Annotated in this window: 1 protein-coding gene (cut by a window edge); it reads left to right on the top strand. The window is 71.6% G+C overall.

The genetic code is table 11. The annotated features are described in order from the left end of the window. On the top strand, positions 1-17,216 hold the 3' portion of the coding sequence (locus D7X55_RS05070; RefSeq protein ID WP_158626319.1) for a non-ribosomal peptide synthetase. It extends 14,272 nt beyond the left edge of the window; the window shows 17,216 of its 31,488 coding nt (coding positions 14,273-31,488); its start codon lies off the left edge, out of view; it ends in the stop codon at positions 17,214-17,216.

Below are 17,216 nucleotides of genomic sequence, written 5' to 3'. Positions count from 1 at the left end.
GCGCGGAGCCGCTGGGCGTGGACACGATGCGTTCGTTCCTCCACGACAAGCTGCCCGCGTACATGGTGCCCACGGCACTCATGGCGCTGGACGCGCTGCCCCTCACGCCCAACGGCAAGGTGGACCGCCGCGCGCTGCCCGTGCCCGGCAGCGAGCGTCCGCAGATGTCCACCGCGTTCGCCGCGCCCCGCACGCCGGAAGAGACCGCGCTGTGCGAGGTCTGGGCTGAGGTGCTGGGCGTGGAGCGCGTCGGTATCGACGACAGCTTCTACGACCTGGGCGGTGACTCCATCCGCAGCATCCAGCTCATCGCGAAGCTGCGTGAGCGCGGGCTGGATCTGCCCATGGTGGAGCTGCTGCGCCAGCCCACCATCCGCGCGCTGGGGAACCTGGTGCACGCGGCGCCGTCGAAGGCGGCGGCGCAGGCCGTCCCGGGCTCGGAGCCGTTCAGCCTGCTGTCCGACGCGGACCGCGCGCGCCTGCCCTCCGACGTGGAGGACGCGTACCCGGTGGCCGTGCTCCAGGCCGGCATGCTCTTCCAGAGCGAGCTGGACCAGGCGTCCGGCATGTACCACGACGCCACCAGCTACCACCTGGAGATGGCGCTGGATGAGGCGAAGATGCGCCAGCTGCTGGCCGACCTGGCCCGCCGCCACGCCATCCTGCGCACGTCGTTCGACCTCACCGGTTACGAGCAGCCGTTGCAGTTCGTGCACCGCGAGGCCCAGGTGCCGCTGGAGCTCCACGACGTGCGCCACGTCCCTGCCGCCGAGCAGGACGCGCTGCTGCGCAGGCTCGTGGAAGAGGACCGCTGCCGTCCGTTCGACTGGAGCCGCGCGCCGCTGCTGCGCTTCGCGATCTACCGGCGCACGGAGAAGACGCTCCAGTTCTCGCTCATCTTCCACCACGCCATCCTGGATGGTTGGAGCCTCGCGACGCTGCTGTCGGAGCTGTTCCGCGGCTACGTGAACCTGCTGCGCGGCACGCCGGCCCCGGAGGCGGCGCCGCTGGCCGTCACCTACCGCCAGTTCGTCGCGCTGGAGCACCAGTCGCTCACCTCCGGTGAGGGCGAGCGGTTCTGGAAGTCGCGCCTCGCGGAAGTGGGCCGTCCGGCACCTCGCGCGCCGCTGCCCGCGGGCCAGGAGCCGGTGCTGAGCATGCGGCAGGTGGACGTGCCCGCCGCGCTCCAGGAAGGCCTGCAGCGCGTGGCGCAGGCGGCCAACGTGCCGCTGAAGACCGTGCTGCTGGCGGCGCACCTGCGCGTGCGCGCTCTCATGGAGGGACAGCGCTCGGTGGTGACGGGCGTGGTCTCCAACGGCCGTCCGGAGACGGCCGACAGTGAGCGCATGGTGGGCCTGTTCCTCAACAGCATCCCGTTCCCGGTGACGCTGGAGGACGGCTCGTGGCTGGACCTGGTGCGCCAGGTGTCCAAGGCGGACGGCGACATCTGGCCGCACCGCCGCTACCCCATGGGCCGGTTGCAGCAGCAGCTGGGGGGCCAGCGGCTGTTCGAGACCATCTTCAACTTCGTCCACTTCCACGTGGCCGGAGGCCTGTCGCAGCTCGAAGGCGTGCGCCTGCTGGAAGAGACCCCGTCCACCGCGTGGATGGAGCTTCCCCTCAGCACGCTGTTCCTCCAGCGCCCGGACACCGGCGCGCTGATGCTCGTGCTGCGCACCAACGGCACGCAGCGTGACGCGGACCAGACGGAGGCGCTGGCGGGCTACTACTTCCGCGCCCTCGAAGCGATGGCCGCCAACCCGCACGCACGCCACGAGCACGCGCGGCTGCTGCCGGACGTGGAGCGCCAGAATCTGCTGGTGGAGTGGAACGCCACGAACGCCCAGCCCGCGAGCGACACCTGCGTGCACGAGCGCTTCGCCATCCACGCGGCCCGCACGCCGGACGCAGTGGCGGTGGTCTGCGACGACGGCCAGCTCACCTACGGCGAGCTGAACCGCCGGGCCAACCAGCTGGCGCACTGGCTGCGCGCGCGCGGCGTGGGCCCGGATGCGCGCGTGGGCCTGCTCACCGAGCGCACCCCGGACGCCATCGTCGGCATGATGGGCATCCTCAAGGCCGGCGGCGCGTACGTGCCGCTGGATCCGTCGCATCCGCCGGAGCGCCTGCGCACGGTGCTGGAGGACGCGTCGGCTTCGCTCGTCGTGACCCAGGCCTCGCTCGCCGCGAACGTGGCGGACGCGGTCCAGGGACACGTGTGCCTGGACTCCGACGCCGCGATGCTTGCTCGCGAGCGTGAGGACAACCCGGCGCGGCCAGGCGACGCGAGCTCGCTGGCCTACGTCATCTTCACGTCCGGCTCCACGGGCCGGCCCAAGGGCGTGGCCATCGAGCACCGTCAGCTCAACCACTACGTGGAGGGCGTGACGCTCCGGCTGGAGCTGCCGCCCGCGGCGAGCTTCGCGTCCGTGTCCACGCTGGCCGCGGACCTGGGCCACACCGCCGTCTTCCCGACGCTGAGCGGCGGCGGCACGCTGCACCTCATCTCCCGCGACCGCGCGTCCGACCCGGCCGCGCTGGGCGACTACTTCCAGCGCCACGCGGTGGACTGCCTGAAGATCGTCCCCTCGCACCTGACGGCGCTCCTGTCGTCGCCGTCGCCCGAGCGCGTCCTGCCTCGCAAGCGGCTGGTGCTGGGTGGCGAAGCGTCCGATCCGGCGCTCGTGGCGCGCGTGCACGCGCTGGTGCCCGGCCTGGAGGTCTTCAACCACTACGGCCCCACGGAGACGACGGTCGGTGTGCTGACGTGGAAGGTGGAGCGCGGCACGCAGCTGTCGGCCACGGCCTCCGTGCCGCTGGGCCGTCCGCTGCCCAACGCGCGCATGTACGTGCTGGACGCGGCGCTGCAGCCCGTCCCCGTGGGCGTGCCCGGTGAGCTCTTCATCGGCGGCGCGGGCGTGGCCCGTGGCTACCTGGGCCGGCCGGACCTGACGATGGAGCGCTTCCTCGCGGATCCGTTCCACGCGGAGCCGGGCGCGCGCGTGTACCGCACGGGCGACCGTGTCCGGTACCTGCCGGACGGCGCGCTGGAGTTCCTGGGCCGCGTCGACTTCCAGGTGAAGGTGCGCGGCTTCCGCATCGAGCTGCCGGAGATTGAAGCCGCGATGAGCGGCCTGCCCGGCGTGGCGGAGGTCGTCGTGCTGGCGCGCGAGGACGTGCCGGGCGACAAGCGCCTGGTGGCCTACGTCGTCGCGGTGCCCGGCCACACGCTGGAGGCCGGGGCGCTGCGCCAGGGCCTGAAGTCGCGGCTGCCGGACTACATGGTCCCGTCCGCGTTCGTCATGCTGGCCGCGCTGCCCCTCACGCCCAACGGCAAGGTGGACCGCCGCGCGCTGCCCGCGCCGGAGAAGGAGACCGAAGCCGGCCGCGCCCACGTGGCCCCGCGCACTCCCACCGAGGAGCTGATCGCGGGCCTGTGGTCCAAGCTGCTCGGCGTGGAGCGCGTGGGTGTGAAGGACGACTTCTTCGCGCTCGGCGGCCACTCGCTGCTGGCGACGCAGATGATCTCCCGCATCCGGAGTGCGTTCCGCGTGGAGCTGCCCCTGCGCGCGCTCTTCGAGGCGACGACGGTGGAGACGCTGTCGGCCCGAGTGGACGAGGCCGTCCGCCAGGGCTTCGGCCTGGAGGCGCCGGCCATCGTGCCGCTGTCTCGCGACCAGACGCTGCCGCTGTCGTTCGCGCAGCAGCGCCTGTGGTTCCTGGACCAGCTGGAGCCGGACAGCGCGTTCTACAACATCGCCGCGCCGGTGATGCTGGACGGCACGCTGGAGGTCGCTCCGCTGGAGCAGGCCTTCACGGAGCTGGTGCGCCGGCACGAAGTCCTGCGCACCACCTTCCGCGCGGAGGGTGGCAACCCGGTGCAGGTCGTCCACCCGGCGGCCCCCGTGCCGCTGCCGCTCGTGGACCTCACGCACCTGCCGGAGGCCGAGCGTGAAGCCAAGGCCCAGCGTCTGGCGGATGAAGACGCCGGCAGGCCGTTCAACCTGGCCACGGGCCCGCTGCTGCGCGCCACGCTGGTGCGCATCTCCGACGTGCGCCACATGCTGCTGCTCACGGTGCACCACATCGTGTCCGACGGCTGGTCGCGCGGCGTGCTCGTGCGCGAAGTGGCCGCGCTCTACGAGGCCTTCCGCCAGGGTAGGCCGTCGCCCCTGCCGGAGCTGCCGGTGCAGTACGCGGACTACTCGAGCTGGCAGCGCGGCTGGCTCCAGGGCGACGTGCTGAAGAAGCAGGTCGGTTACTGGAAGCAGCAGCTGTCCGGCGCGCCCTCCGCGCTGGAGCTGCCCACGGACTTCCCGCGCCCGGCGGTCCAGACGTACCGCGGTGAGACGCTGCCCTTCACGCTGCCGCGCGAGCTGTCGGATGCGCTGCGCGCGCTGGCGCTGAAGGAAGGCGTCACGCCGTACATGCTGCTGCTCACCGCGTGGCAGGTGCTGCTGGCGCGCCACGCGGGCCAGGACGACGTCACGGTGGGTTCGCCCGTGGCCGGCCGTGGCCGCATGGAGACCGAAGGCCTCATCGGCTTCTTCATCAACACGCTCGTGCTGCGCACGCGGCTGGAAGGGGACCCCTCGTTCCGCCAGGTGCTCGCGCGGGTGCGGGAGTCGGTGCTGGGCGCGCACGCGCACCAGGAAGTGCCCTTCGAGAAGCTGGTGGAGGAGCTGCAGCCGGTGCGCGACACCAGCCGCTCTCCGCTCTTCCAGGTGTGGTTCGTGCTGCACCAGGAGCTGGCGGCGAAGCTGTCCGTGCCGGGCCTCACCCTGAGCGCCTACGAGGCGGAGGCGCGCACCGCGAAGTTCGACCTGGCCCTGTCCATGCTGGACGCGGCGGACGGCTTCGTGGGCCGCCTGGAGTACAACTCCGACCTGTTCGCCCGCGCGACCGCGGAGCGGATGATGGCGCGCCTGCACGTGCTGCTCTCCGGCATCGTCGCGAAGCCCGAGGCGCCCGTGGGCGAGCTGCCCCTGCTGTCCGCCGAGGAGCGGCACCAGGTGCTGGTGGGCTGGAACAGCGTCCGCGCGGAGCTGCCGCGCGAGGCGACCATCCACTCGCTCATCGAAGCGCACGCGGAGGCCACGCCGGACGCGGTGGCGCTCGTGTACGAGGACCAGTCGCTCACGTACGCGGAGCTGGACGTGAAGGCGAACCAGCTGGCGCACCACCTGCGCCGCCGGTACGTCGGACGCGAAGTGCGCGTGGCGCTCTGCCTGGAGCGCTCGCTGGAGCTCGTGGTGGGCATGCTCGGCATCCTCAAGGCCGGCGGCGCGTTCATCCCGTTGGATCCGTCGTACCCGGTGGAACGGCTCGACTACATGCTGGCGGACTCGGGCGCGCCGGTGCTGGTGACGCAGGAGTCGCTGATGGACTCGCTGCCCACCGACGGCCGCCTGACCATCCAGCTGGACATGGACGTGGACGCCATCGAGCGGATGCCGGAGGAGGCGCCGCGCACGGGCGTGTCCGCCCACAACCTCGCGTACGTCATCTACACGTCCGGCTCCACGGGCCGTCCCAAGGGCACGCTGCTCCAGCACGAGGGCCTGGTGAACACGGCCCTGCGCGCAGCCGCGGCGAAGCAGGTGGGACCGGGCAGCCGCGTGTTGCAGTACGCGGCGTCCAGCTTCGATGCCAGCGTCTGGGAGATCTTCAGCACCCTGGCCGCGGGCGCCACGCTGGTGCTCGCGCCGCGCGACCGGCTGATGCCGGACGAGCCCCTGCGCACGCTGCTGAAGGAGCAGGGCATCACCACCGCCACCCTGACCCCGTCGGTGCTCTCGCAGCTGAGCACGGAAGGGCTGGAGGGCCTGCGCAGCGTCGTGTCCGCCGGTGAAGCGCTGAGCGTGGAGCTGGCGCGCAAGTGGGGCGCCGGGCGCCTGATGATCAACGCCTACGGCCCCACGGAGGCCACGGTCTGCGCGACGCTGACCGAAGGCGGCGTGAACCCGGAGCGCATCACCATTGGCAGGCCGTGGGCGAACGCGCAGGTGTACGTGCTGGACGCGTCTCGGCGTCCGGTGCCCGTGGGCGTGGCCGGTGAGCTGTACATCGGCGGCGTGGCGCTGGCGCGCGGCTACCAGGGCCGGGCGGACCTGACGGCGGAGAAGTTCGTGCCGCATCCGTTCAGCCAGGAGCCGGGCGCGCGCCTGTACCGCACGGGTGACCGCGTGCGGTGGCTTGCGAACGGCGAGCTGGAGTACCTGGGCCGCATCGACTTCCAGGTGAAGGTGCGCGGCTTCCGCATCGAGCTGGGCGAGGTCGAATCCGTGCTGCTGCACCACACGGACATCCGTGAGGCGGCGGTGGTGGTGCGCGAGGACGTGCCGGGCGACAAGCGCCTGGTGGCCTACGTCGTCGCGCAGGAGGACACGGAGCTGGACGTCGCGGAGCTGCGCCGTCACCTGAAGGGCGAGGTGCCGGAGTACATGGTGCCGTCCGCCTTCGTGGTGCTGGAGGCGCTGCCCATGACGCCCGCCGGCAAGGTGGACCGCAAGGCGCTGCCCGCGCCGTCCGACTCGCGCACGGAGCGCAGCGAGGCGGAGTTCGCCGCGCCGCGCACGCCGACGGAGGAGATGCTCGCCACGGTCTGGACGGAGATCCTGGACGTGAAGCGGGTAGGGGTGCGCGACAACTTCTTCGACCTGGGCGGGCACTCGCTGCTGGCCACGCAGGTCGCCTCGCGCATCCGCGAGGCGTTCGGCGTGGAGCTGCCGCTGCGCGCGCTCTTCGAAGCGCCCACCATCGCGGACCTGGCCCAGCGCGTGGACCAGTCCGTGCGTTCGGAGCAGGGACTCCAGGCGCCGCCCATCGTGCCGCTGCCGCGCGAGGGCTCGCTGCCGCTGGGTCTGGCCCAACAGCGTCTGTGGTTCCTGGACCAGATGGAGCCGGACAGCGCGTTCTACAACATCGTGCTGCCCGTCCGTCTGGAGGGTGAGCTGGACCTGGGCGTGCTGGAGCGGACCTTCACGGAGCTGGTGCGCCGCCACGAATCGCTGCGCACCACCTTCCACGCGGAAGGCGACCAGCCCGTGCAGCGCATCCACGCGCCCGCGCCGGCTTCGCTCAACGTCGTGGACCTGTCCGCTCTGCCGGACGCGGAGCGCGAGGCCGAGGCGAAGCGCCTGGCCGACGCGGAGACCAACCGGGGCTTCATGCTGGCCACGGGCCCGCTCATGCGCGCCCTCATCCTGCGCATGTCCCAGACGGAGCACGTGCTGCTCCTGTCGCTGCACCACATCATCACGGACGGCTGGTCCATGAGCCTGCTCGTCCGGGAGATCGCCGCCATCTACGCGGCCTTCCGTGAGGACAAGCCGTCGCCCCTGCCGGAGCTGCCGGTGCAGTACGCGGATTACGCCGGCTGGCAGCGCGACTGGCTGCGCAGCGACGTGATGGGCAAGCACGTGGAGTACTGGCGGCAGCAGCTGTCCGGCGCGCCCTCCGCGCTGGAGCTGCCCACGGACTTCCCGCGCCCGGCGGTGATGACGTACTCGGGCGGCGGCGTGGCGGTGCAGGTGCCGCAGGCGCTGTCGCAGCGGATCAAGGCGCTGTGCCGTGAGAAGGGCGTGACGCCGTTCATGTTCCTGCTGGCGGCGTGGCAGGTGCTCCTGGCGCGCCACGCGGGCCAGGACGACGTGAGCGTGGGCTCGCCGGCCGCGGGCCGTGGGCACTCGTCCACCGAGGGCATCATCGGCTTCTTCGTCAACACGCTGGTGCTGCGCGCGAAGCTGGACGGCAACCCGTCCTTCCGCGACCTGCTGACCCAGGTGCGTGACACGGTGCTTTCCGCGCACGTCCACCAGGAGGTGCCGTTCGAGAAGCTGGTGGAGGAGCTGCACCCGGTGCGCGACACCAGCCGCTCGCCGCTCTTCCAGGCCATGTTCGTGCTCCAGGCGGAGGAGCTGTCCGGCCAGGTGTCCGTGGCCGGCCTCACGCTGAAGACGTTCGAAGCGGAAGCGCGCACGGCGAAGTTCGACATGTCCCTGTCGCTGGCGGACGCGTCCGAGGGCTTCCTGGGCCGGCTCGCGTACAACTCCGACCTGTACTCCCGCGTCACCGCCGAGCGGCTGGTGCAGCACTTCGTGATGATGCTGGAAGGCATCGCCACGGACATGGATCAGCGCGTGATGGCGCTGCCCCTGATGACGGAGGACGAGGCGCGGCAGGAACTGGTCGTGTGGAACGACACCCGCGTGGACTTCCCGCGCGAGGCCTGCATCCAGTCGTTCATCGAGGCGCATGCCCGCGCCACGCCGGACGCCGTGGCGCTCGTCTACGAGGACACGTCGCTCACGTTCGCGCAGCTGGACGCGAAGGCGAACCAGCTGGCGCACCACCTGCGCACGATGGGCGTCGCGCCGGAAGTGCGCGTGGCGCTCTGCCTGGACCGCTCGCTGGACCTGGTGGTCGGCATGCTGGGCGTGCTCAAGGCCGGCGGCGCGTTCGTGCCGCTCGACCCGGCGTACCCCATCGACCGGCTCGACTACATGCTGGAGGACAGCGGCGCCACGGTGCTCGTGACGCGCGGCGAGCCCATGCCGGGCCTCCACGCGGAGGACCGCGTCGGGCTGCACCTGGATGACGTCCGCGACGTCCTCCAGGCCCTGCCCACCACGGCGCCGTCCGTGACCCTGACCTCCGCCAACCTGGCGTACGTCATCTACACGTCCGGCTCCACGGGCAGGCCCAAGGGCACGCTGCTCCAGCACCAGGGCCTGGTGAACACGGCCCTGCAGGCGGGCCGCGCGCACCGCTACGCGCCGGGCAGCCGCGTGCTGCAGTACGCGGCGTCCAGCTTCGACGCGAGCGTGTGCGAGGTGTTCGGCACGCTCGTGGCCGGAGCCACGCTGGTGCTCGCGCCGCGCGACCGGCTGCTGCCGGACGAACCGCTGCGCACGCTACTCCAGGAGCAGCGCATCACCGCCGTCACCCTGACGCCGTCCGTGCTCGCGCAGCTGGGCACGGAAGGGCTGGAGGGCCTGCGCACCGTCATCTCCGCCGGCGAGGCGCTGAGCGTGGAGCTGGCGCGCAAGTGGGGCGAAGGGCGCTTGATGATCAACGCCTACGGCCCCACGGAGGCCACCGTCTGCGCGACGCTGACCGAAGGCGGCGCGAACCCGGAGCGGCTGACCATTGGCCGCCCGTGGGCGAACGTGCAGGTGTACGTGCTGGATGACGCGCTCCGGCCGCAGCCGGCGGGCGTCCCGGGCGAGCTGTACGTGGCGGGCGCGGGCCTGGCGCGTGGCTACCAGGGCCGGCCGGACCTGACGGCGGAGCGGTTCATCCCGAACCCGTTCAGCGAGGAACCCGGCGCGCGGCTCTACCGCACGGGTGACCGCGTGCGGTGGACGTCCTCGGGCGAGGTGGAGTACCTGGGCCGCATCGACTCCCAGGTGAAGGTGCGCGGCTTCCGCATCGAGCTGGGCGAAGTCGAATCCGTGCTGCTGCATCACGCGGAGGTGCGTGAGGCGGCGGTGGTGGTGCGCGAGGACGCGCCGGGCGACAAGCGCCTGGTGGCGTACGTCGTGCCCCAGGCCGCGGGCACGCTGGACGCGGTGGAGCTGCGCCGCCACCTGAAGAGCGAGGTGCCGGAGTACATGGTGCCCTCCGCCTTCGTGGTGCTGGAGGCCCTGCCGCTGACGCCCGCCGGCAAGATCGACCGCAAGGCCCTGCCCGCACCGACGGGTGAGGTGGCGCGCACGCGCCTCTTCGTGGCCGCGCGCACGCCGACGGAGGAACTGCTGGCGGCCCTCTTCGCGCAGCTGCTCAACGTGGAGCGCGTGGGCGTGGAGGACCACTTCTTCGAGATGGGTGGCCACTCGCTCATGGCCACGCGGCTGGCGTCGCGCATCCGCGAGGCCTTCGACGTGGAGCTGCCGCTGCGCACGCTCTTCGAGGCGCCCACGGTGACGGATCTGGCCCGGCGCGTGGACGCGCTGGTGGCGCAGGGCAGGGGAGTCAAGGCGCCGCCGCTCGTGGCCCTGCCGCGCGCGGAGCGGATGCCGCTGTCGTTCGCCCAGCAGCGCCTGTGGTTCCTCAACCAGCTGGAGCCGGACAGCGCCTTCTACAACCTGCCGCTGCCGGTGCGGCTGGAGGGGACGCTGGACGTGTCCGCGCTGGAGCGCGCCTTCACGGAGCTGGTGCGCCGCCACGAATCGCTGCGCACCACGTTCCCCATGCGTGACGGCCAGCCCTCGCAGGTCGTCCACCCGGCGGCGACGGTGTCGCTGCCGGTGGTGGACCTGTCCGCTCAGCCCGAGGACGTCCGCGAGGCCGAGGCCCAGCGGCAGGCCAACGAAGAAGCGCAGCGTCCGTTCCACCTGGCGAACGGCCCGCTGCTGCGCGTGAAGCTGCTCAAGCTGGAGGCCCAGCGCCACGTGCTGCTCGCGACGATGCACCACATCGTCTCCGACGGCTGGTCCATGGGCGTGCTGGTGCGGGAGATGGCGGCCCTCTACGAGGCCTTCGCCTCCGGCCGCGCGCCGTCCCTGCCGGAGCTGCCGGTGCAGTACGCGGACTACGCGGGCTGGCAGCGCGGCTGGCTGCAGGGTGACGTGCTGGCCCAGCAGATGGCGTACTGGAAGCAGCAGCTGACCGGCGCGCCCGCCGCGCTGGAGCTGCCCACGGACCGCCCGCGTCCGGCCGTGCAGACGTACCGGGGCGCCAGCGTGAACCTGCGCGTGGGCAAGCCGGTGACGGACACGCTGAAGGCCCTGGCCCTGAAGGAGGGCGCCACGCCCTTCATGGTGCTCCTGGCCGCGTGGCAGGTGCTGCTCGCGCGCTACTCCGGTCAGGACGACGTGAGCGTGGGCACGCCCATCGCGGGCCGTGGCCGCACGGAGACGGAAGGCCTCATCGGCTTCTTCGTCAACACGCTGGTGCTGCGCACGAAGCTGGAGGGCAACCCGTCCTTCCGCGCGCTGCTGGCCCAGGTGAAGGAGACGACGCTGGGCGCGTACGCGCACCAGGAAGTGCCGTTCGAGAAGCTGGTGGAGGAGCTGGCGCCCACGCGCGACACCAGCCGCACGCCGCTGTTCCAGGTGCTGCTGTCGTTCCAGAACGCGCCGGTGCCGGAGCTGGAGGTCAAGGGCCTCACGCTGCGCGCCGTCCCGCTGGAGCACGCCACCGCGCAGTTCGACCTGAACATGACCCTGTCGGAGGTGGACGGCGAGCTGCGCGGAGCCATGGAGTACAACTCCGACCTGTTCGACGCCGGCACCGCCACCCGGATGCTGGAGCACCTGCGCGTTCTGCTGGAAGGCGTGGCGTCCCAGCCGGACGTGCCCGTGCAGCGCCTGCCGCTGCTCACGGACGGCGAGCGCAAGCAGCTGCTGGAGACGTGGAACGACACGCGGGCCGACTTCCCGCGCGACGCCTGCATCCACCAGCGCTTCGAGGCGCAGGTGGCCCGCACGCCGGACGCCATCGCCGCGACCTTCGAGGGTGAGACGCTCACGTACCGGCAGCTGGACGCGAAGGCGAACCAGCTGGCGCACCACCTGCGCCGGCTGGGCGTGGGCCCCGAGGTGAAGGTCGCCCTGTGCCTGGAGCGCTCGCTGGAGATGGTCATCGCCGTGATGGGCGTGCTCAAGGCCGGCGGCGCGTACGTGCCGCTCGACCCGAAGTACCCGTTGGATCGCCTGTCCTTCATGCTGGAGGACACGCAGGTGCCGGTGGTGCTCACGCAGGACTCGCTGGCGGACGAGCTGCCCGTCACCACCCAGCAGCTGATCAGCCTGGATGGCGACTGGAAGCGCACCATCTCCCGCGAGCGCGAGGACGCGCCCGTGACGGCGGTGACGGCCGGCAACCTGGCGTACGTCATCTACACGTCCGGTTCGACGGGCAAGCCCAAGGGCGTGGCCATCGAACACCGCGGCGTGTCCAACTACCTGACGTGGTGCTTGTCCGCGTACGGGCTGGACACGGGCGCGGGCGCGCCGGTGCACTCGTCGCTCGCGTTCGACCTCACGGTCACCAGCATGATCGCGCCGCTGGTCGCGGGCCGGGGCGTGGTGATGGTGTCCGAGGCCCGGGGCGTGGAAGGCCTGGCGGACGTGCTGCGCGAAGGCACGGGCTTCAGCCTGGTGAAGCTGACGCCCAGCCACCTGCGGCTGTTGTCGGACCTGCTGGGCGCGGACGCGGCGGCGGGGCGCACGGGCGCCTTCGTCATCGGCGGCGAGGCGCTGTTCTCCGAAGAGCTGGCGTTCTGGCGCAAGCACGCGCCGGCCACGCGGCTCATCAACGAGTACGGCCCCACGGAGACGGTGGTGGGCTGCTCGGTGCACGTCGTGGCTCCGGAGGATTCCGCCTCCGGCGCGGTGCGCATCGGCAAGCCGCTGCCCAACACGCGGATGTACGTGCTGGATGCGCAGCTGCAGCCCGTGCCGGTGGGCGTGCCGGGTGAGCTGTACATCGGCGGCGTGCAGGTGGGCCGCGGCTACCTGGGCCGCCCGGAGCTCACGGCGGAGAAGTTCGTCCCGGATGCGTTCAGCACCGACGCCGACGCGCGGCTGTACCGCTCCGGCGACCTGGCCCGCTGGCGCGCCGACGGCACGCTGGAATACCTGGGCCGCGTCGACCACCAGGTGAAGGTGCGCGGCTACCGCATCGAGCTGGGGGAGATCGAGTCCGCCCTCATGGGCGCCTACGGTGTCCGCGAGTCCGTCGTCGTCGTCCGCGAGGACGTGGCCGGCGACAAGCGGCTCGTCGCCTACGTCGCGGGTGACGTGGAGTCCCTGGATCGCAAGGGCCTGCGCGAGCACCTGGAGCGCACGCTGCCGGAGTACATGGTGCCGTCCGCCTTCGTGGTGATGGAGGCGCTGCCTGTCACCTCCAACGGCAAGGTGGACCGCAAGGCGCTGCCAGTCCCCAGCGACGAGCGCGCGCAGGACGAGGCGTTCATCGCGCCGCGCACCCCGACGGAGCAGCTGCTCGCCGGTGCGTGGAGCGAGCTGCTCAACGTGGACCGCGTGGGCGCGACGGACGACTTCTTCGAGCTGGGTGGGCACTCGCTGCTGGCCACGCAGGTGCTGTCGCGCGTCCGGAGCATCTTCCGGATCGACCTGCAGCTGCGGGACGTCTTCAACGCGCCCACGGTGCAGAAGCTGTCCGTCCTCATCGACCAGGCGCTCCAGGCCGGCGCGGGCACCCAGGCGCCCGCCATCGTGCCGCTGCCTCGCGAGGGCCGCCTGCCGCTGTCGTTCGCGCAGCAGCGCCTGTGGTTCCTGCACCAGCTGGACGCGAACAGCCCGGCCTACAACGTGCCCATGGTCCTTCGCCTGAAGGGCTCGCTGGACGTGACGGCGCTGGAGCAGAGCTTCACGGAGCTGGTGCGCCGCCACGAATCGCTGCGCACGTCGTTCCACCTGGACAACGGCCAGGCCACGCAGGTCATCCACCCGGCGGTGTCGCTGCCGCTCCCGGTGGTGGACCTCTCCGACATCCCGGACCCCGAGCGCCATGACGAGGCCCGCCGGCTCGCGGATGAAGAAGCGGTGCACCCGTTCCAGCTGGCCACCGGCCCGCTCTTGCGCGTGAAGCTGCTCAAGCTGGATGAGAAGGAGCACATCCTCCTGCTCGTCATGCACCACATCGTGTCCGACGGCTGGTCGATGGGCGTGCTGGTGCGGGAGATGGCCGCGTCCTACGAGGCCTTCTCCAACGGCGGCACGCCGTCCCTGCCGCAGCTGCCGGTGCAGTACGCGGACTACGCGGGCTGGCAGCGCGGCTGGCTCCAGGGCGAGGTGCTGGAGAAGCAGCTCGGCTACTGGAAGCAGCAGCTGACCGGCGCGCCCTCCGCGCTGGAGCTGCCCACGGACCGTCCGCGTCCGGCGGTGCAGACGTCGCACGGCTCCAGCGTCCCGGTGAAGGTCGGCCGGGAGCTGACGGAGACGCTGAAGGCCCTGGCGCTGAAGGAGGGCACCACGCCCTTCATGGTCCTGCTGGCTGCGTGGCAGACGCTGCTGTCTCGCTACTCCGGCCAGGATGACATCAGCGTGGGTACGCCCATCGCGGGCCGCCAGCGCGCGGAGACGGAGGGCCTCATCGGCTTCTTCGTCAACACGCTGGTGCTGCGCACGAAGCTGGACGGCGACCCCACGTTCCGCGAGCTGCTGGGCCGCGTGCGTGAGACGACGCTGGGCGCGTACGCGCACCAGGAGGTGCCGTTCGAGAAGCTGGTGGAGGAGCTGGCGCCCACGCGCGACACCAGCCGCACGCCGCTGTTCCAGGTGTCCATGACGCTGCAGAACGCGCCGGAAGGGTCGTTCAACCTGACCGGCCTCACCCTGGAAGGCGTGGAGGTGGAGCACCGCACCGCGAAGTTCGACCTGTCGCTGGGCCTCACGGAGACGGCGAACGGCATCGAGGGCGGGCTCGAGTTCAACACCGACCTGTTCGACGCGAGCACCGCCGAGCGGCTGGCCCGTCACCTGGGCGTGCTGCTGGAGGGCATCGGGGCGAACCCCGACGCGCGGCTGCACCAGCTGCCGCTGCTCACGGAAGGCGACCGCAAGCAGGTGGTGGCGGGCTGGAACACCCAAGAGCGCTTCGCTGTGGAGGCATGCCTGCACACGCTCTTCGAGCGTCAGGCGGCGCGCACCCCGGACGCCATCGCGGTCACCTACGCCGAGCAGCGCATCACGTACCGCGAGCTGGACGCGCGGGCGAACCAGCTGGCGCACCACCTGCGCACGCTGGGCGTGGGGCCGGAGGTCCTGGTGGGCCTCGCGGTGGAGCGTTCGCTGGAGCTGATGGTGGGCCTGCTGGCCATCCTCAAGGCCGGCGGCGCGTACCTGCCCATGGATCCGGCGTACCCGCGTGAGCGCCTGGAGTTCATGGTGGAGGACGCGCGCGTACCGGTGGTGCTCACCCAGCAGCACCTGCTGGACGTGGTGCCGTCCGGCGCGGCGAAGCGCCTGTGCCTGGACTCGGATGCCGCCGCGTGGGCCTCCGCGCCCACGACGACGCCGGTCAGCGGCGTGGCGCCGCATCACCTGGCGTACGTCATCTACACGTCCGGCTCCACGGGCAGGCCCAAGGGCGCGCAGATTGAGCACGCCCAGGTGGTCCGCCTCTTCGACGGCACGAAGCACTGGTTCGACTTCGGCACGAAGGACGTGTGGACGCTGTTCCACTCGTACGCGTTCGACTTCTCCGTCTGGGAGATGTGGGGCGCGCTGCTCTACGGCGGCAAGCTGGTGGTGGTGCCGTACGAGGTCAGCCGCACGCCCGCGGACTTCCACGCGCTGCTCAAGCGCGAGGGCGTCACGGTGCTCAACCAGACGCCGTCCGCGTTCCGTCAGCTGATCCAACACGAGGAGCGCACGGGCGACCACGAGGGCCTGTCCCTGCGCACCGTCGTCTTCGGCGGCGAGGCGCTGGAGTTCGGCAGCCTGAGGCCGTGGTACGCGCGCCACGCGGACAACGCGCCGGTGCTCGTCAACATGTACGGCATCACCGAGACGACCGTCCACGTGACCTACCGCGCACTCAAGGCGGCGGACGCGGAGGGCGGGCGCGGCAGCGAGGTGGGCGTCGCGATTCCGGACCTCCAGGTGTACGTGCTGGATGCGCACGGACAGCCGGTGCCTCCGGGCGTCACGGGTGAGATGTACGTGGGCGGCGACGGCCTGGGCCGTGGCTACCTGGGCCGTCCGGAGCTGACCGCGCAGCGCTTCATCCCGGATCCGTTCAGCACGCGGCCCGGGGCGCGGCTCTACCGCTCCGGCGACCTGGCGCGGTGGCGTCCCAACGGCACGCTGGAGTACCTGGGCCGTGCGGACTTCCAGGTGAAGGTGCGCGGCTTCCGCATCGAGCTGGGCGAAATCGAAGCGGGCCTGCTGTCGCACCCGAGCGTGCGCGAGGCCGTGGTGCTGGTGCGCGAGGACGTGCCGGGCGACAAGCGCCTGGTGGCGTACCTGGTGGGCGCGCCGGGCCAGACGGTGGCGGGACCGCAGGAGCTGCGCGAGCAGCTGCGGCGCACGCTGCCGGAGTACATGGTGCCGTCCGCCTTCGTGCCGATGGAGTCGCTGCCGCTCACGTCCAACGGCAAGGTGGACCGCCGCGCGCTGCCCGCTCCGGACACGACGCGCGCGGAGGCCTCCACGCTGGTGGTGGCGCGCACGCCGCTTCAGCTCCAGCTGGTGCGCGTGTGGGAGGAGACGCTGGGGATGTCGCCCATTGGCATCCGCGACGACTTCTTCGACCTGGGCGGCCACTCCATGCTGGCCGTGCAGCTCATGGGCCGCATCCAGCAGCTCACTGGCAAGAACCTGCCCCTGGCGTCGCTGTTCCAGGCGTCGACGGTGGAGCAGCTGGCCGCGCTGCTGGAGGCGGATTCACGCGCCTGGTCGCCGCTGGTGGCGCTGAAGCCGGAGGGGACGAAGCCTCCGCTCTTCGCCATCCACCCGGCGGGCGGCGGCGTCCTCTGCTACGTGGACCTGGCGCGCGAGCTGGACGCGGATCAGCCGTGCTACGGCCTGCAGGCCCGGGGCACCGAGGGCGAGGAGCCCCTGGGCACCGTGGCGGAGATGGCCGCGCTGTACCTGGCGTCCGTGCGCGAGGTGCAGCCGCGCGGGCCCTACCACCTGGCGGGCTGGTCGCTGGGCGGCATCATCGCCTTCGAGATGGCGCGGCAGCTGCGCGCCATGGGCGAAGAGGTGGCGCTGCTGGCGAGCATCGACGCGTACACCGTGCAGCACATGGTGCCGGACAAGACGCCGGAGCAGGTCCTGGAGGACATGCTCACCTCCGAGCTCACCATGATGCTGGCGGCCACCACGGGCCGCGACCCCCTGGAGCTGCGCGAGCGCATCTCGAAGATGACGCAGGCGGAGCGCGTGAACTACTTCTACGAAGTGGGCAGCCAGGGTGACACGCAGATCGCCGACGTGGGCGTGGAGCGCGTGCGCAACCTGTACCGGGTGTTCGAGTCCACCTCGCGCGCCTTCACGCAGTACGACGCGAAGCCGCTCGACGGGAAGCTCGTGCTCTTGCGCGCCAGCCAGCGTCCGGACACGCGTGAGCACACCGGCTGGGAGGACCTCGTCACCGGCGGCGTGGAGGTCGTGGACATGCCGGGCACGCACATGACGATGATGCGCAAGCCGCTGATCACCAACGTGGCGCGCGAGCTCCAGTCCCGCATCGTCACGCACACGACGCCGGTGGACGACGTGAAGAAGAAGATCGGGTAG

It is taken from the genome of Corallococcus sp. AB049A, from assembly GCF_003668885.1.
Lineage (GTDB): Bacteria > Myxococcota > Myxococcia > Myxococcales > Myxococcaceae > Corallococcus > Corallococcus interemptor.
This window is presented reverse-complemented; position numbering and strand designations above follow the sequence as displayed.